The organism is Luteococcus sediminum, assembly GCF_054783495.1.
The window spans coordinates 42,034-61,849 of sequence record NZ_BAAGQL010000049.1 but is presented as its reverse complement, the minus strand read 5'-3'; the positions used below and the strand labels follow the sequence as shown (position 1 = coordinate 61,849).

Genomic DNA, 19,816 nt, shown 5'->3' with positions numbered 1-19,816 from the left:
CATAAGCTGCCCGGAGTTCACTCTGGGTTGGCTTCTCGCACCCAACCGGGGCCCAGCCAGACCGACAACCCGGGGCCAAATGAAGTTGACATAGCCAATCTGGGTGGGCTGCATCGGCAACGTCTTCTGGGTGCGATCGAGGGCTTGGATCTGGGACTTCTCATCCACGCACAACACCACGGCATCCTCCGGCGGCGCCAGATAGAGCCCGACGACGTCGGTGACCTTGGCGACCAGCTCGGGGTCGGTGGAGAACGTGAACGTGCCGCTGCGCCACGGCTGTACCCCGTACTCGCGCCACGCTCGTGCGATGGTCGCGTTGCCCACGCCGAGATGGGCGGCCAGCAGTCGGCTCGACCAGTGCGTCACGCCGTACTTGTTGGGCGGCGGCATCAATGTGGTGGCCACGATCGCTCGGTGGTCCAGCCGACGCGGCCGACCAGAGCGCGGCGCATCGGCCAGGCCGGCCATGCCCCGCTCGGCGTAGCGCCTGCGCCAGGCCAGCACCGTGTTCTTCGACACCTGCAGCTGCTCAGCGATCCGCTCATTCGCCACGCCGTCCGCGGCCGCCAGCACGATCCTGGCCCGCATCACCGCACCCGCCTGCGCCGTTCGCGACCGCGTCAACGACTCCAACCGCGCACGATCACCTTCACGCAGACCCAACGGCGGGGCAGGAGAATTGGCCATGACCCATTCTCCCAAACACCAGTCATTCAAGAACTAACGACACGCCGCACTAGTTGGAGCTCAGCCGTTGAGTTCGATCGGAAGTTCGTGGTCTTGATGCGGCACACCCACGGCGCCGGGGGCAGGGGCAGCGTTTCTGCGGGAACTCTGGGACATGTCGGCGCCATCGCGGGCCTCCTGGTGGTGGGAGAGAGGGGCAATAACCAATGGTCAGTTTCTAAGGTTTCTCATATGAAACAAATTTGAGGCGGTGTGCAATCTTCCCTGCATCTCGACAATCTCGACAGACATCGACGGCTCAGTGCTGCATGTCCACGAAGCGCGAGTAGTGGCCCTGGAAGGCGGTCACGACGGTGTCGGTGCGGCCATTTCGGTGCTTGGCGACGATCAGGTCCGCCTCGCCGGCACGGCTGGATTCCTTGTCATACACGTCATCGCGGTGCAGAAGGATCACCATGTCCGCATCCTGCTCAAGACTGTTGTGGACGACGATGCCGTCGGCGATGAAGTTGTGGGTGCCCAGGACGGTGGCGTCATAGACCGGCGCCTCACCGATGGGTTCGATGGAGGCGATCTGGTCCCAGTAGACATCGCTGGCGGCGTGCGCGGCGAGGGTCGCGTCCTCCAGGACAGCGGCGACCCGCGCCGGACGGGCTCGGCCTGGGGCATGTTTCCACTGCGTCGAACCGCAGAACTGTGTCCCCATCGCTGCCGCGAAATGGCGATGCGTCATCCCTGCTAGGGCGAGTTCACCACGGACGTGCTGCCACACCTCCACCGGGATGGTGTCGAGATTGGTGTTGGGCTTCACATTCCGCAGCTCTTCGAGGACCTTGGCTGCGTGCGCACCACGTGTCCCATGGACCCCGATCAGTTCACAGAAGCCGCGTTGCTGTTCGGCGCCATTGATGATCAGGTGGTGGTCATCCCGGCAGCTGGCCTTTCGCACCACCTTGATCCACGCGACGATTCCCACACGGAGGAGGAGACGGGCCAAATCGTCCACCAGGCGTCGACTGGTGCTGGCGTAGTAGATGCGTCCTTGCCCCGCTGTCGCGTCCCAGCGAACTGATCCATCCGTTGCCCAGATGTGCCGCAGGAACAGGCGAACCTGCTCGGTGGGTGCTTGGAAGACACACGGCGGCACGAACTTCTCGTGGCTTCGCAGTCCAAACAGGCCGAGACCGTCCAGCCAGGCGGCGATGGGATTGCGGCGCCCGTGAGTGAGGCGGTAGGGCGCCGGCAGGCGGAGGGTCGTGACGCGAGCTGCCGCGTACTCGTCGCGCACCGGGGTGATCCCGAATCGTCGAGACGCCGCATCCCCAACGGCCTTCAAGTTCTCTTCGTCGATGGAGGCATAGCGGATCGGCTGTCGCCCGACGAAGGGTCCGTCGCCCAGGAGATGAGCCAACAGGACAATCTCGTCCTCATCCATGTGCTGCGGGGACAGCGGCTCGGGGTTGCTGCGCGGAGTTGCCAGACGGGTGCCCACGGCCAGCTCCCCCAGAGGCATCCAGCCACCCCAGGTGAGGAAGGGGTGGTTCGCTGTGGCCTCGATCGTGCGACCGGAGGTCATCGTCATCCGGTGGACCGGCTTGGTCCCGCTGGGGAAGGCGTGCGTCATTGTCGCCGGCACAAGCTGCTGCTTCTCGTCCATGGACCACACGGGAATGTCGGTGCTGCCCGACTCCAAGAGCTCCCCCATGGTGATCTCGGCACCCGTGTCTGCCCTGAGGACGCGCGTGCTGGCCGTCAGACAACCGGACTCGCGAAGGTCGGAGAGCATCGGCTTCTTGTCGGTGCGCTGCTCGGGACCACGGTTGAGCTGGGAGAGCGCGATCACGGGGATCTCGAGCTCCTTGGCGAGCAGCTTGATCTGGCGGCTGAACTCGCTGACCTCGAGCTGGCGGCTCTCGACCTTCTTGCCGGAGCTCATCAGCTGCATGTAGTCGATGATCACCAGCTTGAGGTCGTGGCGCTGCTTGAGCCGTCGGGCCTTGGCGCGGATCTCCATCATGGTCAGGTTGGGGGAGTCGTCGATGAAGAAGGGCGCCTCGGAGACCATCGGCGTCTTGCGCACCACGCGCGCCCAGTCCTCCTCGGTCATCTTGCCGCCACGAATGTGGTTCAGCGGCACCTGGGCCTCGGCCGAGAGCAGGCGCATGACGATCTCGGTCTGGCTCATCTCGAGGGAGAAGAAGGCCGTGGTCAGCTTGTGCTTGATGGCCGCCGCGCGGGCGAAGTCCAGAGCCAGGGTGGAGTTGTGGGTGGGGACCATCGACTCGGACGCCAGGTACAGGTGCGAGGGATCGTCGATCTGCACGCAGCGGACAGGGACGGAATTCACGGCCACGACCTGTGACACCGTGAAGGACTTGTTCAGGGTGCCGACCTTCGACATGCCGAGCGGGGACTGATCAGCCAGTTCGCTGGTCAGGCACGAACCCCCTGCAACCAGGGGCCATTCGTGCTGGGCATCGGCGACGATCTCGGTGCCGTCGCTGAAGGTGAGCCGATAGCAGGGGCGGTCCTCCATCACCTCCGTGGCGGCAACCACTCGAGTGGGCCGGCCGTCGGCGGTGAGCAATTCGTCGCCGACCTGCACCTCGCCCATCGTGGTCCACCCGGTGGGCGTTGGCAGCTTGGTGTCCAGCGCCAGTGCCTTGCCCACGGCAGGCCTGGCGGCAATGATGATCATCTGCCCGGCGTGGAGGCCGTTGGTGAGGTCGTCGAGCTCGGCGAAGCCGGTGGGCACGCCGCTCATCTCGCCGCCACGGTTGGCGATGGATTCGATCTCGTCGATCGCCGGCTCGATCAGGACGCTCAGCGGCTTGTAGTCGTCGCTGGTCTTGCCCTCGCTCACCTCGTAGATGGTCTGCTGGGCCGCATCGACGATGTCGGTGACGTCGCCCTGGCCCTGGTAGCCCATCTGGGCGATCTTGATGGAGGCCTCCACCAGGCGTCGCAGGACGGCCTTGTCGCGCACGATCTCGGCGTAGTAGCCGGCATTGGCGGCAATCGACACGCTCGCCAGCAGGTCGGCCAGATAGACGTGGCCGCCCACGCGCTGGATCTCGCCGCGCTTGCCCAGCTCGTCGGCCACCGTCACGGGGTCGGCCGGCTCACCGCGCCCGTACAGGTCGAGGATGGCGTCGTAGATGAGTTCGTGCGCGGGCCGGTAGAAGTCACGTCCCTTGAGCACCTCGACGACGTCGGCGATGGCGTCCTTGCTCATCAGCATGGCGCCCAGGACGCTCTGCTCGGCGGCCACGTCCTGAGGCGGGGTGCGGTCGATGCCGCCCGCACCCTCATTGCGCGGCCCGTCGTACTGCTCGCTCATCCTGCCTCCTGGTCCGTGTCCCACCAGTGTGGCGGACGGCGCCGACACTTCTGCCGCCCCCAACCTAGCCCTGTGGACAGCGCCCCTCAAAGTGGGTCATCCACCGAGTTGTCCACAGCCCATGTGGACAGGCTGGGGACAGGTGTGGACGCACAGTGTGCACCTGTGGAGAACGGATGGTGAACGAAATCGGATTCGATCAGACGCCCGACATAAGACCAGTTGGCTAGCTGGTATGGCGATTTTTGCCATGAATCGACAAATTCCGAAGGTCAACTGAGGTGAACAAGGGCATTTGCACTCCCAGCTGAGGTGTGCACCTTCCACGGCCCATCCACGTTGTCCACAGGAGTTGTCCACAGGGGTGTGTGGATGGAGGAAGATCCTCAGGCCCCGGCTGGGGACAACGCCTGGACGCGATCCTTTGGTACTCCCCGACTTGCCTCGATACCCATGGGGGGTACAGTTAGTGTCATGGATCACTCGCAGGGCCACGGCTACATCGGCAACAAGGATGCCTACCTCAAGCGCCTCAAGCGCATCGAGGGGCAGGCGCGTGGCCTGCAGAAGATGGTCGACGAGGAGAAGTACTGCATCGACATCCTCACCCAGATCTCGGCCATGACCAGCGCGCTCGAATCCGTCGCGCTCGGCCTGCTCGACGAGCACCTCAACCACTGCGTGCGGCACGCCGCCGAAGAAGGTGGGGCCGTGGCCGACGAGAAGATCCACGAGGCCAGCCAGGCGATCGCCCGTCTGGTCCGCAGCTGACCCCGGTCAGTCCGCACCCGGACACCAACCACAGGAGCACACCATGATCACCAACTACACCGTCTCCGGCATGACCTGCGAGCACTGCGTCAACCACGTCACCGAGGAGGTCGGCGCCCTCGACGGCGTCCAGTCCGTCGACGTGAAGCTCGACGGCGGCACCATGGCCGTCACCAGCGACTCCGAGGTCGACTTCGCCAAGATCACCGAGGCCGTCGCCGAGGCGGGCGACTACACCGTCGCCAAGGCCTGATCCGCCGCACACCCCGCCACCCCCGGGTGGCCCGCAGGTGTCCGGCGCCCCGCCATCCCAAACTCCGGCGCGCCGGACACCACCCACCCTCCGAGGAAGCACCACAGTGACCACCTCCGCCCAGGTATCCACCGACGAACGCACCACCGACCAGCGCCAGTCCATCGAGCTCGACCTGCAGGGCATGACCTGCGCCTCCTGCGCCGCGCGCATCGAGAAGAAGCTCAACAGGGTCGACGGCGTGCGCGCCAATGTCAACTACGCCACCGAGAAGGTGCACCTGCTGGCCCCGCCCGAGGTCACCGTCCCGGAACTGATCACGGTGGTGGAGAAGGCCGGCTACGGCGCCTCGGTGCCGGTTCCGGACGCCCCACCGGTCGACCACGCCCGAGACCTGAAGCTGCGCATGATCCGCTCCTTCATCTGGTCCGTCCCCGTCGTGCTGATGGCGATGGTCCCGCCGATGCAGGTGGCCGGCTGGCAGTGGTTCAGCTGGGTCCTCGCCACCCCCGTGGTCTTCTGGTGCGGCTGGCCCTTCCACAAGGCCGCCTTCGTCAACGCCCGCCACGGCACCGCCACCATGGACACCCTGGTGAGCCTGGGAACGTTGGCCTCCTACTTCTACAGCGTCTACTCGCTCTTCTTCAGCTACGCCGGTTACATCCCCTACAAGCACGACTTCGAGCTGCACCTGGGCCACCAGTCGCCGGCCGGCAACATCTACTTCGAGAGCGCCGTGGTCATCATCAGCTTCCTGCTGCTGGGCCGCTGGATCGAGGCCCGTAGCCGCCAGGAGGCCGGCGCCGCCCTGCGCTCCCTGCTGGAGATGGGGGCCAAGGACGTCCGCGTGCTGCGCGACGGCAAGGAAGTGCTCGAACCGATCGAGCTGCTCGCCGAGGGTGACGTCTTCGTCGTGCGCCCAGGCGAGAAGGTGGCCACCGACGGCGTCGTCGTCGAGGGCGCCAGCAGCGTGGACAATTCCATGATCACCGGCGAGTCGGTGCCCGTCGAGGTGGGCGTCGACGACGCGGTCATCGGTGCCACCATGAACACCGACGGCCGCCTGCTGGTGCGGGCCACCGCCGTGGGCCGCGACACCCAGCTGGCCCAGGTCAGCCGCCTGGTGGAGGAAGCACAGACCGGCAAGGCCCAGGCACAGCGCCTGGCCGACAAGATCTCGGGCATCTTCGTCCCGATCGTCCTGGTGATCGCCCTGGCCTGCTTCATCGGCTACTTCCTGGTGATGAAGACCGGCATCGCCTTCGCCTTCACCACCGCCGTCGCCGTGCTGATCATCGCCTGCCCCTGCGCGCTGGGCCTGGCCACCCCGGTGGCCCTGCTGGCCGGCACCGGACGCGGCGCCCAGCTGGGCATCGTGATCCGCGGCCCGCAGACGCTGGAGAGCGCCCGCCGGGTCGGCACCGTCATCATGGACAAGACTGGCACCATCACCTCCGGCGAGATGAACGTGGCGGAAGTCACCGCCGCCCCCGGGACCGACCGCGACGAGCTGGTGCGCATCGCCGGTGCCATCGAGGGCCACTCCGAGCACCCGATTGCCCAGGCCATCCACCGCCACGCCAGCAACCAGACGTCGGGACCCGCCCCCGCGGTCGAGGAGTTCACCAACCAGCCCGGGCGCGGCGTGCAGGCCGTCGTCGACGGGCACCTCACCCTGGCCGGCAACCACGCCCTGATGGAGGCCAATGGCATCGAGCTGCCGAGCGAGCTGGACAGCGCCTTCGAGGCCGGATCTGAGCTCGGCCGCACCGTCATCCTGGTGGCCTGGGACGGCAGGGCCCGCGGCGCCATCGCCGTCAGCGACACGATCAAGCCCACCAGCAAGCGGGCCATCTCGGAGCTGAAGAAGATGGGACTTCGCACCGTCATGCTCACCGGCGACAACGAGCGCGCGGCCCATGCCATGGCCGACGGCCTGGACATCGACGAGGTGCATGCCGGGGTGCTGCCCGCCGACAAGGTACGCGTTGTGGAACAGGCGCAGCAGGGCGGCGGCTCGGCCAATGACCAGGTGGCCATGGTGGGTGACGGTGTGAACGACGCCGCGGCCCTCACCCGGGCAGACCTGGGCATTGCGATGGGCTCGGGCACGGATGCGGCGATCGCCGCGAGCGACATCACGCTGATGCGCTCCGACCTGATGCTCGCCGTCGACTCGATCCGCCTGAGCCGCAAGACCCTGGCGACGATCAAGTCGAACCTGTTCTGGGCCTTCTTCTACAACGTGGTGGCGATCCCCTTCGCCGCAGCGGGTTACATGAATCCGATGTTCGCCGGTGTCGCGATGGCCTTCAGTTCTGTCTTCGTGGTGCTCAACAGCCTGCGGCTACGTGCCTTCCGGCCTCTGGCGGTCCACTGACGAACTCTCACCCCCCCGGTATGGTGGACAAGTCAACTACCCTCACCTGCCCGTCGGCCCGCGTCACCCGGACAATCACCCATTCCTGGCAGGTGGCTGAGGCAATGGGTGACACGATGGATTCAGCGGAGCCTCGAAATTACTCGGGGGAGTGGCGAGCCTCCGGGACAAGGCCGGAAGTCGGCGCCTCGGGCGCTCGGCTTCCGGCCTTTGGGCGTCCCGGGTTGGCCGGGGGCTAGCCGAGCACAGCACGAGGGCCGCAGCTCCACTGGAGCTGCGGCCCTCGTCACGTGCTCGTCCGGGCGGGGCGCCGGAGCCTCACCGGCCGTAGACCGCCTTGGCCCGCTCCAGCGCCGCCACATAGCCTGCACGCTCATAGGCGTCGGCCGGGACATCGGTCGGAACGGCCAGCAGGCCGCGGGCCTGCTCCAGCGTCATCTGCTTGCGGTCCAGCCAGGCCGCCAGGCCACGGTTCAGCTCCCGGGCGTAGCCGGCGCCGTGGCGTACCAGGGCCGAGGTGGTCATCACCACGTCGGCGCCAGCCAGCAGGTACTTCACCACGTCGTCGCTGGTCTCCACACCGGTGGTGGCGGCCAGCGAGGAGGTCACCCGTCCGCGCAGTGCGGCGATCCAGGTGCGAGGCAGGCGTGCCTCCGACGGCGAGGACAGCTCCACCCCCGGCACCACCTCGAGGCTCTCGATGTCCACCTCGGGCTGCAGGAAGCGGTTGAACAGCACCAGGCCGTCCGCCCCCGCCTCGCTGAGGCGCACCGCGGTGTGGCCGAAGGAGCTGAAATAGGGTGACAGCTTCACCGCCACCGGCACGTCGACGACGTCCTTGACCGCCTGCAGGATCTCCAGGTGACGGTCCTCGATCTCGCTGCCCGAGACCGAGACCTCACCGGGCACCAGGTAGATGTTCAGTTCGATCGCGGCAGCGCCCGCATCCTGCATCCGGCGCGCCACCCCGGTCCAGCCGCCGTGCGTGGCGCCGTTCACCGAGGCGATCAGCGGCACGTCCAGCGCGTTCGCGCCCTTCTCCAGCAGCTCCAGGTAGCGGCTGGTGATGCCACCGGTGTTGGACGCCTGCGTGGGGAAGTAGCTCATCGCCTCCGAGAAGCTCTCCTCGTGCAGCTCCTGGATGGCCTCCTGGCGGGCGGCCTCGTGGCGCAGCTGCTCCTCGAACAGCGAGTACATCACCACGGCACCCACCCCGGCCTCGGCCAGCGCCTGCATGCCCTCCACACTCTGCGAGAGAGGGCCGGCCGAGGCCACCACCGGGCTGGAGAGCTCCAGTCCCAGGTAGCGGGTGGTCAGGTCGACGTCGGAGTGCCGGTCGGCGGGGTCCGGCTCGACGACCGAGCCCGATCCCTGTTCCTGGATCGGCACGATGCCGGGGCGCAGCAGGTCGGTGGCATTGGAGCCGGCAGCCGATTTCGCGGCGGCCGAGGCCATGGCGGCCCGCAGCGCCTCACTCATCTGCGGGGACTGGTTCTGGGGCATCTCAGAGGTCCTTCCGGGCGTCGTCGGCGAACTCCTCGGCATGGCGGGTGGCCATCCGCTCGTACTCGGTCCAACGCCGCTCCACCTGTTCCTGCGCCAGCGTGGTCAGTCGCTCGGCCTCGACCGGGTCGGCATTGGCCAGCATCTTGAAGCGCAGCTCGGCGGCGTGGTACTCCTTCAAGGTCAATCGTGGCCGCGGCGAGTCGAGCAGGAAGGGATTGCCCCCGTCCTGGCGCACCACCGGGTTGTAGCGCACCAGCGGCCAGTGACCGGAGTTGACCGCCTTGTACTGCTGGTCCAGGCCCTTGCGCATGTCGAGCCCGTGGGCGATGCAGTGGCTGTAGGCGATGATCAGGCTGGGGCCGTCATAGGCCTCCGCCTCACGGAAGGCCTTCAGCGTCTGCTGCGGATCGGCACCCATCGCCACCCGGGCGACGTAGACATTGCCATAGGCGATCGCCTGCATGGCCATGTCCTTCTTGTGGGTCAGCTTGCCGCCCGAGGCGAACTTCGCCACGGCACCCATCGGTGTCGACTTCGACGACTGGCCGCCGGTGTTGGAGTAGACCTCTGTGTCCAGCACCAGGATGTTCACATTGCGGCCGCTGGCCAGCACGTGGTCGACACCCCCGGAGCCGATGTCATAGGCCCAGCCGTCGCCGCCCACGATCCACACAGAGCGGCGCAGCAGGTGATCCGCGACGCTGCGGAGATCGTCGGCCACCGGCCCCTCCAGGTGGGCCAGCTTCTCGTTGAGCCGCTGCAGGCGCTCAGCCTGGCGGGCCAGCTCGTTCTCGCGCGCCTGCGGGGCCTCCAGCAGGCCGTCGACCAGCTCGTCGTCGCCGATCTCGGAACGCAACTGCTCCAGGCGGGTGCGGGCCAGGTTGGTCTGGAAGTCCGCCGCCAGGCGCAGGCCCAGGCCGAACTCGGCATTGTCCTCGAAGAGCGAGTTGGACCAGGCCGGGCCACGGCCCTGGGCATTCTTCGCCCACGGGGTGGTCGGCAGGTTGCCGCCATAGATCGACGAGCAGCCCGTGGCATTCGCGACGGTGGCACGGTCACCGAAGAGCTGGGTGAGCAGCTTCAGGTAGGGCGTCTCGCCACAACCGGAGCAGGCCCCGGAGAACTCGAAGAGTGGCTCCAGGAACTGGGTGCCGCGCACGGTGCCGAAGTCGACGCGGGAACGGTTGTTCAGCGGGATGGTCTCGAAGAACTCGACGTTCTCCTTCTCCTTGGTGCGGTCCAGCACCGTCTCCAGGTTGATCGCCTTGCGGGTGGGCTGGCCGATCGGGGTGACCGGGCAGGCCTCCACGCACAGTCCGCAGCCCGTGCAGTCCTCGGCATAGACCTGCAGGGTGTAGCCGGTCTGCGGCAGGCCCGCAGCGTCCAGCGCCACCGACTCGAAGCCGTCCGGGGCGCCCTCCAGCTTGCTGGGGTCGTAGTACTTGGCGCGCAGGACGGCGTGCGGGCAGACGAAGGAGCAGTTGCCGCACTGGATGCAGGCCTCCGGGTCCCAGACCGCGATCAGGTCGGAGACATTGCGCTTCTCGTAACGGGTGGTGCCCGACGGGTAGGAACCGTCGACGGGCAGGGCGGAGACGGGAAGGTCGTCACCCTTGCCTGCCAGCATCGGCGCAGTGACCTTCTGCACGAAGCGGGGCGCGTCGTGTGGGACGGGGTGCAGCAGGCCGTGCTGGCTGGAGACCTGCTGGGGGATCTCGAGGTGCACCAGGTGCTCGACCGAGGCATCGACCGCCTTGTGGTTCTTGGCGACGATCTCCATCGACTTCTTCGAGTAGGTCTTGGTGATGGCCTTCTTGATCTTCTCGATCGCCTTCTCCCGGGGAAGCACACCCGAGATGGCGAAGAAGCAGGTCTGCAGCACCGTGTTGGTGCGCCCGCCCAGCCCGACGGCCCTGGCCACCTGATTGGCGTCGATGACGTGGACGTCGATGTCCAGGTCGATGATGCGTTGCTGCATCGGGGCCGGCAGGTGGTCCCAGACCTCCTCGGCGGGATGGGGCGAGTTGATCAGCAGGGTGGTGCCGGGCCGGGCGTACTCGAGCACGTCGACACGCTCCAGGATCGACCAGTGGTGGCAACCGATGAAGCCCGCCTTGCTCACCAGGTAGGGCGCCTTGATCGGATTGGGCCCGAAGCGCAGGTGGCTGACCGTGCGCGAGCCGGACTTCTTCGAGTCGTAGACGAAGTAGCCCTGCGCGTAGGTCTCGGGGTCGGAGCCGAGGATCTTGATGGTGTTCTTGTTGGCGCCGACAGTGCCGTCGGAGCCCATGCCGTAGAAGACCGCGCGCAGGGTCTTGGAGTCCTCGATGTCGAGGTCGGCGTCGTAGTCCAGGCTCAGGTGCATCACATCGTCGGTGATGCCGACGGTGAAGCGGGGGCGGGGACGCTCCGCCGCGAGCTCCTCGAAGATGCCGGCCACCATGCCGGGGGTGAACTCCTTGCTGGAGATGCCGTAGCGGCCGCCGATGACGGTCGGCATCCCGGCGCGGCGACCGTCGGCGACGGCCTCGCCGAGGGCGGAGACGATGTCGAGGAAGAGCGGCTCGCCGCCGGCGCCGGGCTCCTTGGTGCGGTCGAGCACCGCGATCCGGCGGGCCGTGGAGGGGATGGCCTCCAGCACTGCCTGGGTGGGGAAGGGGCGGTACAGGCGCATCTGCACCATGCCGACCTTCTCGCCCTGCGCGACCAGGTGGTCGATGGTCTGCTCGACGGTCTGGGCGCCCGATCCCATCACCACCACGACGCGCTCGGCATCGGGGGCGCCGTGGTACTCCACCAGGTGGTACTGGCGGCCGGTCTTCTCGGCGAAGGTGTCCATCACCTTCTGCACGACCGCCGGCGCCCAGCTGTAGAAGGGATTGGCGGTCTCGCGGCTCTGGAAGTGGGTGTCCGGGTTCTGGGCGGTGCCGCGGATGAAGGGATGGGCCGGGCTCAGGGCGCGGGCCCGATGCTCCTGCACCAGCTTCTCCGAGACCATCGAGCGCAGCACGTCATTGCTCAGCCGCTCCAGCGTGTTGAGCTCGTGGCTGGTGCGGAAGCCGTCGAAGAAGTGCACGAAGGGGATGCGGGTGTGCATCGTCGAGACCTGGCTGATCAGCGCCATGTCGTGCGCCTCCTGCACCGAGGCCGAGCTGAGCAGGGCACAGCCGGTCTGGCGCACCGCCATCACGTCCTGGTGGTCGCCGAAGATGCTCAGGCCTTGGGTGGCCAGGGATCGCGCGGCGACGTGGAAGACGGTGCTGGTCAGCTCGCCGGCGATCTTGTACATGTTGGGGATCATCAGCAGCAGACCCTGGCTGGCGGTGAAGGTGGTGCACATGGCACCGCCCTGCAGGGCGCCGTGCATGGCACCGGCGGCTCCCGCCTCGGACTGCATCTCGATGACGGTGGGCACCTGGCCGAAGATGTTCTCGCGGCCGTGGCTGGCCCAATCGTCGGCCAGTTCGGCCATCGTTGAGCTGGGGGTGATCGGGTAGATGCTGCACAGCTCGTTGAGCCGGTAGGCGACGTCGGCCGCCGCCTCGTTGCCGTCGACGATCAGGCGCTCACCGGGCTCGATCGGCGGCGGCTCGTGGCCGCCGACCTCGGCGAGGATGCCGTGGGTGCTCTCGGGGATCGGCGGGGCCAGGGTGGCGCCGTCCTCCACGCGGGAGGTGGCCGAGAGCATGGCGGGGCTGGCGATGTAGGCGTGCTGGTCGCGCACCGGCTCCTGCGGGAAGGGCTGCTGGTTTCGGGTGGTGGTGGACATCAGTTCCCCTCCGGGATCATCTCGATGGCGTGCACGGGGCACTGGTCGTAGCAGCTGGCGCAGCCGGTGCACTTCTCGTAGTCGAAGCGGTAGCGATGGCCCTCGCCGAGCTTGATCACCGCATCCTCGGGGCAGGCACCCAGGCAGCCGTCGCACTCGAAGCAGTTGCCGCAGCTCAGGCACCGCTGCGCCTCGAACAGGGCCTGGTCGGCGTCGAGGCCGCCCACCACCTCGTCGAAGTCGAAACGCTGCTCGACGGCCAGCTCGGGCTGCTCGCGCTGGGTGTGGTCGTCGCCGAAGTACCACAGGTGCAGGTCATCGAAGGTGACCACCGGGTGCTTGACCCGCTGCCTCGGCGTGGCCCGGTTGAGCCAGCCGTCGATCTGGGCCGCGGCCTTCTTGCCGTGCCCGACGCCGATGGTGACGGTGCGGTCGCTGGGCACCGCGTCGCCGCCGGCGAAGATGCCGGGGACGTCGGTCATCAGGGTCTTGGGGTCGACGTTGACGACGTCGCCGGTGAAGCTCATGCCGGGGATGCCGTGCAGGAAGCCGGTGTCGGCCTCCTGGCCGATGGCGAGGATGACGGTGTCGGCCTCGAGCTTCTCGAACTGGCCAGTGCCGCGGGCCTTGCCGTTCTCGTCCAGCTCCATGATCTCGACGGTCAGGTCGGCCTCGTCCATCGAGCTGATGGTGCGCAGCCAGTTCATCTTGACGCCCTCGCGCTCGGCCTCGACGGCCTCCAGCTCGTGGGCCGGCATCTGGTCCTTGGTGCGGCGGTAGACGATCACCGACTCCTCCGCACCCAGTCGACGGGCGACGCGGGCGGCGTCCATGGCGGTGTTGCCGGCGCCGTAGACGGCCACCTTGCGGCCCAGCACGGGACGCTCGCCGCTGGCGACGTCGCGCAGGAAGCTGACGGCATCCACCATGCGGCTGGCGTCCTGGTTGGGGATGTCGACACGCTTGGACAGGTGGGCGCCGACGGCCACGAAGACGGCATCGAAGCCGCCCTGGGTCTGCTCGGCCAACAGGTCGGTGACGGTGTGGTTGAGGGTGATCGTGACGCCCATCTCCACCAGTCGCGCCACCTCGGCGTCGAGGACGTCGCGGGGCAGGCGGTACTCCGGGATGCCCCAGCGCATCATGCCGCCGGGCTTGTCGCCGGAGTCGCGGATCTCCACCTGGTGGCCCAGACGGGTCAGGTGGTAGGCGGCGGACAGGCCCGAGGGTCCGGCGCCGATGACCAGCACCTTGTGCCCGGTGGAGTGGCGCGGCTTCTCGAACTGCCAGCCGTGCTTGATGCCCTCGTCGCCCAGGAAGCGCTCCACCGAGTGGATGCTCACCGCACCGTCCAGCTCCACGCGATTGCAGGCCACCTCACAGGGGTGGTAGCAGACGCGGCCGTGGATGGCGGGGAAGGGGTTGTCACGGGTCAGCTGGCGCCAGGCGGCCTCGGCCTTGCCGTGCTTGATCAGACGCAGCCATTCCTGGATGTTCTCCCCGGCGGGGCAGCCGGCATTGCAGGGCGGTAGCAGGTCGACGTAGATCGGCATCCGGCTGCGCACCGGCCCGACGCGGCTGGTGCCGGTGGCCAGATCGGGCAGCTCGGTGATGTCACCGCGGGTCTTGGCCGTGACGACGGGGCTGCTGGCTGCAGGCTGGGCCGCGGTGGCCTCGCCTCGGGGGTCGGATCCTGGCTGCTCCATGCTCAATCCCTCCACGCGGGACGCATCCGGTCGCGCCCACTACAGCCGATAGTAACCACGCTGGGGGCCGGAAAAATGGCCAGGGTTGCCCCAAGCCGCCAAGGCAGGGCATCGCCGCAAGCCAACGTGGGATCAGGTGTCGGCCCCGGGGCGCCACATCCTGAACATGGGCCGGTGGAACCAGGTGGGTCCGCAATCCACCTCCAGGGCGCCTGGCAGGCGTCCGTCCAGGTCGTCGTCGACGAAGCCGTGGCGGCGGTAGAAGGCCTCCGCGCGGGGGTTCTCGCGCATGATCCACAGCCAGGCGGCCAGCGGCTCGTCGCTGCCGGGCCGGGCCAGCGCCGTGGCGAGCATCCGTGGCCCCAGGCCGGAGCCGTGGGTGCGGGCGCGTGTGTAGAGGTGGTCCAGGTTGAAGCCCACCGGGGGCTCGGGATTGCTGAAGTACTCCAGCTCCCACGGAGCGACGCCCGGGCCGGAGGCGGCCACGCCCACCACCTCACCGTCGAGCTCGGCCAACCAGTGGCGCCGCACGGGTTGCCTATCGGCGGCCTCGGCCTGCTCGGCCTCGACGAGCTGGACCACCAGCTCGTCCACCTCTGCCCGGAAGCGGTCGCGGCGCTGCTGGGCGAAGGCCGGCGGCATGATGTGGGCATAGGTCTCGGCCAGGCACTCGATGTGGCACTGGGTCATGTAGGGCGCATCCGCCACCGTGGCGGGGCGGATGATGGCTTCACTCATCCGGGGACTGCTCCAGTGCTGCCTCCAGTCGCTCCAGCTTGCCGGTCAGCTCGCCGGTGTGGCCGGGACGGATGTCGGCCTTGAGCACCAGCGCGACCCGGCTGCCGTACTCGCCGACAGCCTCGGTGGCGCGGCGCACCACCTCCATGCACTCCTCCCAACTGCCCTCGATCGTGGTGAACATCGAGTCGGTGCGGTTGGGCAGGCCCGACTCGCGCACGATCCGCACCGCCGCGGCGACGGCATCGTGCACGGAGGCATCGGGATTCTCCCGGCCCCTGGGGCCGGTTCCGGACGGGGCGACACTGAAGGCAACGAGCATGGACCCAGACTAGGCGCGGTGCGCGCCGTGGCAGGGCCGGTCCGGTTCGAGGGGAGCCGGTTCAGTCCGTGCGCGGCCGCAGGCCCATCACGCGCGCCCGGTCGATGGCCTCCTCGCGGTTGGCCACCCCGAGCTTCTTGTAGACCCGACGAAGGTGCGTCTTGAGGGTGTTCAACGAGATGAACAATTCCTCGGCCGTCTCCCCCAGCGTCTTGCTGGCATCCAGGTGCTCCAGGACGTGGCGCTCCGCAGTGGTCAGCGGCACCTCCTGCCGGCTGGCGACGGCCACCGTCGTGTGCCGCGCCTGGGGCGTGTTCAGTCCCAGCCGTTCGGCCAGGACACCGGCGCGCTGGAAGGCGCGCAGCGCCTCGTCGGGGCGGTGCAGCTCGTCGGCCGCCACCCCGAAGATCATCAACGAGTAGAGGGTGTCCTTGGGGTGCTCCAGCTGCACCTGGCCCTCGGCCAGCGGCCGCAGCATCTCGTGGGCCGCGCGTGCGTCACCCCGGGCCAGGAAGATTCGTGCCTGCAGCACCACCAGTCGGCTGCCCATCTCGGGCAGGTCGAGGTGCATCAGCTGCTGGTACTCGTGCTCGGCCAGGGCCACGTCGCCCAAGGTGATCGCGGCGTCGACGGCCGAGACGCCCACCAGCATCGCATGCATCTCGGTGGCCTGGGTGGCCGCCTCGTCGCGGAAGGCCTCCACCAGGCGCAAGGCCTGGGCGGGGTCACCCTGCATCACCGCCACGGCGCAGCGCACGTGGGTGCGGAAGGCGTCGTTCTCCCGCAGCAGTTCGGCATGCTGGTCCAGGGTGTCCAGCCAGCGACGGGCCGAGGCCAGGTCGCCGGTGTCCACTGCGGTCAGCGCCAGCCCCAGGATGGCGAACTCGTCGAGTGAGTCGGTGCTGAAGACGGTGTCGGAGCCGGTCAGGATGGCCTCGTCGGCCAGCCGGTGCGAGGAGTCCACCGCGCCCTGCTCGGCATTGAGGTAGCTCAGGGCTGACAGACAGCAGACCGTCGCCCACGGCACGTTCACCACCCGCGCCAGTCCGAGGCCGGCCAGCAGCTGCTCATTGGCCTCGGCGAGGCGGCCGTGGTGCAGAAGGTAGAGGCCGTACTCGGTGTGCACCGCCGCGAGCAGTGCGTGGTCGAGTTCGTGGATTCCCCGGGCGTCCAGCGAGCCGGCGATCTCCAGCGCGAGTGAGACATCCACCTCGCAGGGATAGCCGACCTTGCGCACCATGCCCAGGGCCAGGGCCACGTAACCCAGGCGTCCGGTGTCATTGCGCTCCACCAGTAGCTGGGGGTCGATCGCGTTCATCTGCGCCACCATCGTCTGCGGGGTGGCCATGCCACGCGAGATCGAGCGCACGATGTCGATCTCCCAGCCCGGCGGCAGCAGCTCCACCAGCTCGGGCATGGAGTGCACCAGGTCGGGGCGGTCCATGTTGATGGTGATGAACTCGCCGGCGATCATCCAGGCCAGGTCAAGCAACCCGGCCTGCATGGCCAGGCCCATCGCCTCCATCGGGCGCTGGCGGTTGCGCAACCACAGGCTGGCGCGTTCGATCAGGTGGGCATGCTCCTCGGGGCGCTCCCGGGCCAGCTGGCGGCCCAGGTGGGCGCGCAGCAAGGGGTTTAGCCGGATGGTGTTCGCATCGTCCCAGGTGATCGGCACCCCGTGGGCCTGGAGCCGGCTCAACTGGGCCGCCGCGTCGCCGCGGCCGGTCATCCAGGCGGCAGCCAGGGGATCGAGGGTGGGCAGGGGGGAGAGCTCCTGCAGCAGGGCGATGTCCTGTTCATCCAGCCCGGACAGCACCTCGTCGACGAGGTAGCTGTCGGCAAGGCGCACCGCCGAGGAGCTGTGGGCCCAGGTGAGGGTTTCGCCGGTGAGCATCTGCACCACAGCCGGCCAGCCACCAGAGCTCTCCATGATGGTGTCGAGCGCGAACTCGGGCAGGTCGGGATTGTCGGGGGTCAGCAGCTGCGCCACCTCGTCGCGGGTCAGTGCCAGCTGGTCGGTCTCGATGTTGACCAGCAGGCCCCGGGCGGCCAGCGACCCGAGCGGGGCGTCGGGGCGGGAGCGCCCGGCGAAGACCAGCCGGATCGAGGGGTCACGTTCGGCGAGTTCCAGGGCGCGGGAGACGAAGGTGGAGTCGGCCAGCAGCTTGGGGCGCGCCACCACCAGCACGCGCAGCTCGGATGGGTTCCGGGCGGGCTCGACCTCGTCGAGCTCTTGTGGGGCGGCGATCCAGCGGGACTCGAGCTCCGGGTGTGCCTCCAGCCAAGCATGGACCAGGCGTTTCTTGCCGTGGCCGGCGGGCCCGGAGACGACGGCGACCCGGGTGCGCAGGACGCGGTCGAGCGCGTCGAGCAGGCGCGGCGGGGTCACGAACGGTCGCGCGTCGTCGCGTGCCTCCCCGTTCCCGCCTGTGTCCATGTTCGTCCCCGGCCGTCGTGTCTGAGCTCGGTTCCGACCCGTGGGAGCCCCGATGCTTCCGAACAGGCTAGCCCGGCGCTGGGGTTGATGTCACCCGTCGGGTCACCCGCTGGACAGGATCGGGTCACCCACTGCCGCGTGTGTGCCAAGGGGCATTGGGTCTGATGTCCAGAAGGGCCCTGGCACGAGCTCCCTGGCGTTGGGGCCGGATACCATGCAGGCATGGCAATCCTTGGTGAACTTGAACTCCAGATCATGGAGATCCTCTGGCAGCAGGAGGAAGTGCTGTCGGTCAGGGATGTTCACGAGGCACTCCTGCAGGACCGCCCGCTGGCCTACACCACGGTGATGACGGTGCTCGACCGGCTCGCCAAGAAGGGGATCGTCTCCCGTGAACGCGGCGGCCGGGCCTGGCTCTACCGGTCCGTCGACTCCCGCGCCGACCTGGTGCTGGAGCAGATGGTGGGGGCCCTGATGCAGTCGGAGGGGTCGGGCGACGAGGTGCTACGGCGCTTCGTCAAGGCCCTCGACGAGCACCAGCGGACTGTGGTGGGCGCCGAGCTGGAGGCCAGCTGAGGTTCCTCAGTCCTCCAGGGTCCGGTAGTGGCCGCGCACGTGGTGCAGCGGCTGGGGATCGGCATCGGTGACGGCCTCCACGACGCGCAGTACCAGGGCCTGGCTCCAGCCCAGCTCGGTGCTGTGCTCGAGCTCCAGCGCGGCCCAGTTGCCCACCTCGTCGAGGCGGGGGCCGTGGTTGGTCTGGGTCCACCCCTTGCCACGGAAGGCGCCGCCGGGCGCCGGGGCCAGGCCTGCGAAGACATCGGCGAGGTAACGGTGCGGCCCCTCCAACAGGTGTAGGACCGCGCGCCCGGTCTGGCCGATCCGCTCGGCCAGGTCGCTGTCCGGGTCCACCATCGCCACCACCTGCCACTGGGGTCCATCCACCAGCAGTAGTGAACTGACCGTCCAGCCCGCACGGGCACGTCCCTCGCCGGCCGTGAGCAGGCAGACCCGGCCTCCGAGGCGTCCGCGCAGGGCACGTGCCTGGTCGCGTTGGTCGTCTGCGAAGGGATGGCTGGCGTGGATCGTCACGAGGCCCATTGTGCCAAGGAGTGCGTGCCCGACGGTTGGTTCGCGTCCCCGGTGGGCCAGCTGGCTGAGCAAATGATGAATTTGTTCTCAGCTTTTCCTCATGAGAGCGTGGGACCTCCACCCCCATCCCAGAAGGATCCGCGTGACCCCGATCCACCCCCTCCTTGCCCTTCCGACCGTCGGCGGACTGCTGCTCGCCGGCGGTCTCGCCACTCCGGCCCAGGCCGCGGGCGACGTCACCGAGGCACAGCTGCGCCAGGTCTTCGGCGCCCGCGTCGACTCGAACCCGCGCGTCGCCAAGAACCTGCCGGAACTGAACCGCCAGATGCGCAAGGCCAGCATCACCACGCCGCAGCGCAAGGCCGCCTTCCTGGCGACCCTGGTCAACGAGAGCCGGGTGGACCCGTCGGCCAGCGAGCGCGGTTCCCGTGCCCGCTACAAGGGCCGTGGCTACATGCAGCTCACCGGCGCCTGGAACTACGGCGCCGCCGGCAGGGCCATCGGTGTGAACCTGCGCAGCAATCCCGCCGCGGCAGCCACTCCGCGTCACTCCGCGGCCATCGCCACCTGGTACTGGACCACGGCCCGTCCCACCAGCAACAAGGCCGCCGATCGCTTCGACATGGGCCGCATCAGCCGCAATGTCGGCTACGCCGCCAGTGCCCGCGAGGACGCCGAGCGCTGCGCCGACTTCAAGCGCGCCTACCAGGCCTTCAGCGGGAAGAAGGCGCCTTCGTCGACCATCTGCTACCGCCACTGAGGCCGTCGAGCCCCTGGGGTCGAGCACCATCGAGGTGCCTCGAGCACACTGG

At 68.3% G+C, this 19,816-nt stretch carries 13 protein-coding genes and 1 pseudogene; 5 read left to right on the top strand and 9 right to left on the bottom strand.

Annotation, left to right across the window (positions count from 1 at the left end; all coding sequences use genetic code 11):
* Positions 1 to 105: 105 nt before the first annotated feature.
* Positions 106 to 690, bottom strand: a pseudogene (locus ACYVKA_RS15355) (IS630 family transposase); the annotation flags it as partial.
* A 298-nt stretch (positions 691 to 988) separates the two neighbouring features.
* Complete coding sequence (locus tag ACYVKA_RS15350) at positions 989 to 4,030, bottom strand: replicative DNA helicase (protein ID WP_460706745.1); 3,042 nt, start codon at positions 4,028 to 4,030, stop codon at positions 989 to 991.
* 474 nt (positions 4,031 to 4,504) lie between these two features.
* Here ACYVKA_RS15350 and ACYVKA_RS15345 point away from each other — a divergent pair, with 474 nt between their 5' ends.
* The 3 genes from ACYVKA_RS15345 to ACYVKA_RS15335 all read left to right on the top strand — a co-directional run bounded on the left by ACYVKA_RS15345 (position 4,505) and on the right by ACYVKA_RS15335 (position 7,434).
* Positions 4,505 to 4,801 carry a metal-sensitive transcriptional regulator gene (locus tag ACYVKA_RS15345; RefSeq protein ID WP_394276113.1) on the top strand — a complete coding sequence of 99 codons (297 nt, stop codon included), beginning with the start codon at positions 4,505 to 4,507 and terminating at the stop codon, positions 4,799 to 4,801.
* 43 nt (positions 4,802 to 4,844) lie between these two features.
* Positions 4,845 to 5,054 carry a heavy-metal-associated domain-containing protein gene (locus ACYVKA_RS15340; protein ID WP_394276114.1) on the top strand — a complete coding sequence of 70 codons (210 nt, stop codon included), beginning with the start codon at positions 4,845 to 4,847 and terminating at the stop codon, positions 5,052 to 5,054.
* A gap of 184 nt (positions 5,055 to 5,238) precedes the next feature.
* Complete coding sequence (locus ACYVKA_RS15335) at positions 5,239 to 7,434, top strand: heavy metal translocating P-type ATPase (RefSeq protein WP_394276116.1); 2,196 nt, start codon at positions 5,239 to 5,241, stop codon at positions 7,432 to 7,434.
* 318 nt (positions 7,435 to 7,752) lie between these two features.
* Here the strand turns inward: ACYVKA_RS15335 and ACYVKA_RS15330 are convergent, their stop codons facing one another.
* From ACYVKA_RS15330 to ACYVKA_RS15305, 6 genes are all read right to left on the bottom strand, one after another.
* Positions 7,753 to 8,937, bottom strand: coding sequence for a dihydroorotate dehydrogenase-like protein (locus ACYVKA_RS15330; RefSeq protein WP_460706743.1), 1,185 nt, complete (start codon positions 8,935 to 8,937; stop codon positions 7,753 to 7,755).
* 1 nt (position 8,938) lies between these two features.
* The gene (gene nifJ, locus ACYVKA_RS15325) at positions 8,939 to 12,709 is read right to left on the bottom strand and encodes a pyruvate:ferredoxin (flavodoxin) oxidoreductase (protein WP_460706741.1); all 3,771 of its coding nucleotides are present in this window, start codon (positions 12,707 to 12,709) and stop codon (positions 8,939 to 8,941) included.
* Positions 12,709 to 14,415, bottom strand: a complete 1,707-nt coding sequence (locus ACYVKA_RS15320; RefSeq protein ID WP_460706739.1) for an NAD(P)-binding protein — start codon at positions 14,413 to 14,415, stop codon at positions 12,709 to 12,711. Before ACYVKA_RS15320 ends, nifJ begins: the two co-directional genes overlap by 1 nt.
* 132 nt (positions 14,416 to 14,547) lie before the next feature.
* Complete coding sequence (locus ACYVKA_RS15315) at positions 14,548 to 15,153, bottom strand: GNAT family N-acetyltransferase (protein WP_460706737.1); 606 nt, start codon at positions 15,151 to 15,153, stop codon at positions 14,548 to 14,550.
* Positions 15,146 to 15,475: a thiamine-binding protein gene (locus ACYVKA_RS15310; protein WP_460706735.1), complete on the bottom strand. Its 330-nt coding sequence runs from the start codon at positions 15,473 to 15,475 to the stop codon at positions 15,146 to 15,148. Before ACYVKA_RS15310 ends, ACYVKA_RS15315 begins: the two co-directional genes overlap by 8 nt.
* A 61-nt stretch (positions 15,476 to 15,536) precedes the next feature.
* Complete coding sequence (locus ACYVKA_RS15305) at positions 15,537 to 17,864, bottom strand: helix-turn-helix transcriptional regulator (protein ID WP_460706733.1); 2,328 nt, start codon at positions 17,862 to 17,864, stop codon at positions 15,537 to 15,539.
* Between the two features lie 270 nt (positions 17,865 to 18,134).
* Here ACYVKA_RS15305 and ACYVKA_RS15300 point away from each other — a divergent pair, with 270 nt between their 5' ends.
* Positions 18,135 to 18,488: a BlaI/MecI/CopY family transcriptional regulator gene (locus ACYVKA_RS15300; protein WP_394275851.1), complete on the top strand. Its 354-nt coding sequence runs from the start codon at positions 18,135 to 18,137 to the stop codon at positions 18,486 to 18,488.
* A 6-nt stretch (positions 18,489 to 18,494) separates the two neighbouring features.
* Here ACYVKA_RS15300 and ACYVKA_RS15295 read toward each other — a convergent pair whose 3' ends face one another.
* A complete protein-coding gene (locus tag ACYVKA_RS15295; protein ID WP_394275850.1) occupies positions 18,495 to 19,004 on the bottom strand; it encodes a flavin reductase family protein in 510 nt (169 codons plus the stop codon).
* Between the two features lie 142 nt (positions 19,005 to 19,146).
* On the opposite strand from ACYVKA_RS15295, the gene ACYVKA_RS15290 reads away from it, so the two are divergent.
* Positions 19,147 to 19,764, top strand: coding sequence for a glycoside hydrolase family 19 protein (locus tag ACYVKA_RS15290; RefSeq protein WP_460706731.1), 618 nt, complete (start codon positions 19,147 to 19,149; stop codon positions 19,762 to 19,764).
* The last annotated feature ends 52 nt before the right edge of the window (positions 19,765 to 19,816 follow it).

Coding starts and splice junctions, on each gene's coding strand:
- ACYVKA_RS15350 (WP_460706745.1), bottom strand. CDS start 4,030: ATGAGCGAGCAGTACGACGGGCCGCGCAATGAGGGTGCGGGCGGCATC.
- ACYVKA_RS15345 (WP_394276113.1), top strand. CDS start 4,505: ATGGATCACTCGCAGGGCCACGGCTACATCGGCAACAAGGATGCCTAC.
- ACYVKA_RS15340 (WP_394276114.1), top strand. CDS start 4,845: ATGATCACCAACTACACCGTCTCCGGCATGACCTGCGAGCACTGCGTC.
- ACYVKA_RS15335 (WP_394276116.1), top strand. CDS start 5,239: ATGACCTGCGCCTCCTGCGCCGCGCGCATCGAGAAGAAGCTCAACAGG.
- ACYVKA_RS15330 (WP_460706743.1), bottom strand. CDS start 8,937: ATGCCCCAGAACCAGTCCCCGCAGATGAGTGAGGCGCTGCGGGCCGCC.
- nifJ (WP_460706741.1), bottom strand. CDS start 12,709: ATGTCCACCACCACCCGAAACCAGCAGCCCTTCCCGCAGGAGCCGGTG.
- ACYVKA_RS15320 (WP_460706739.1), bottom strand. CDS start 14,415: ATGGAGCAGCCAGGATCCGACCCCCGAGGCGAGGCCACCGCGGCCCAG.
- ACYVKA_RS15315 (WP_460706737.1), bottom strand. CDS start 15,153: ATGAGTGAAGCCATCATCCGCCCCGCCACGGTGGCGGATGCGCCCTAC.
- ACYVKA_RS15310 (WP_460706735.1), bottom strand. CDS start 15,475: ATGCTCGTTGCCTTCAGTGTCGCCCCGTCCGGAACCGGCCCCAGGGGC.
- ACYVKA_RS15300 (WP_394275851.1), top strand. CDS start 18,135: ATGGCAATCCTTGGTGAACTTGAACTCCAGATCATGGAGATCCTCTGG.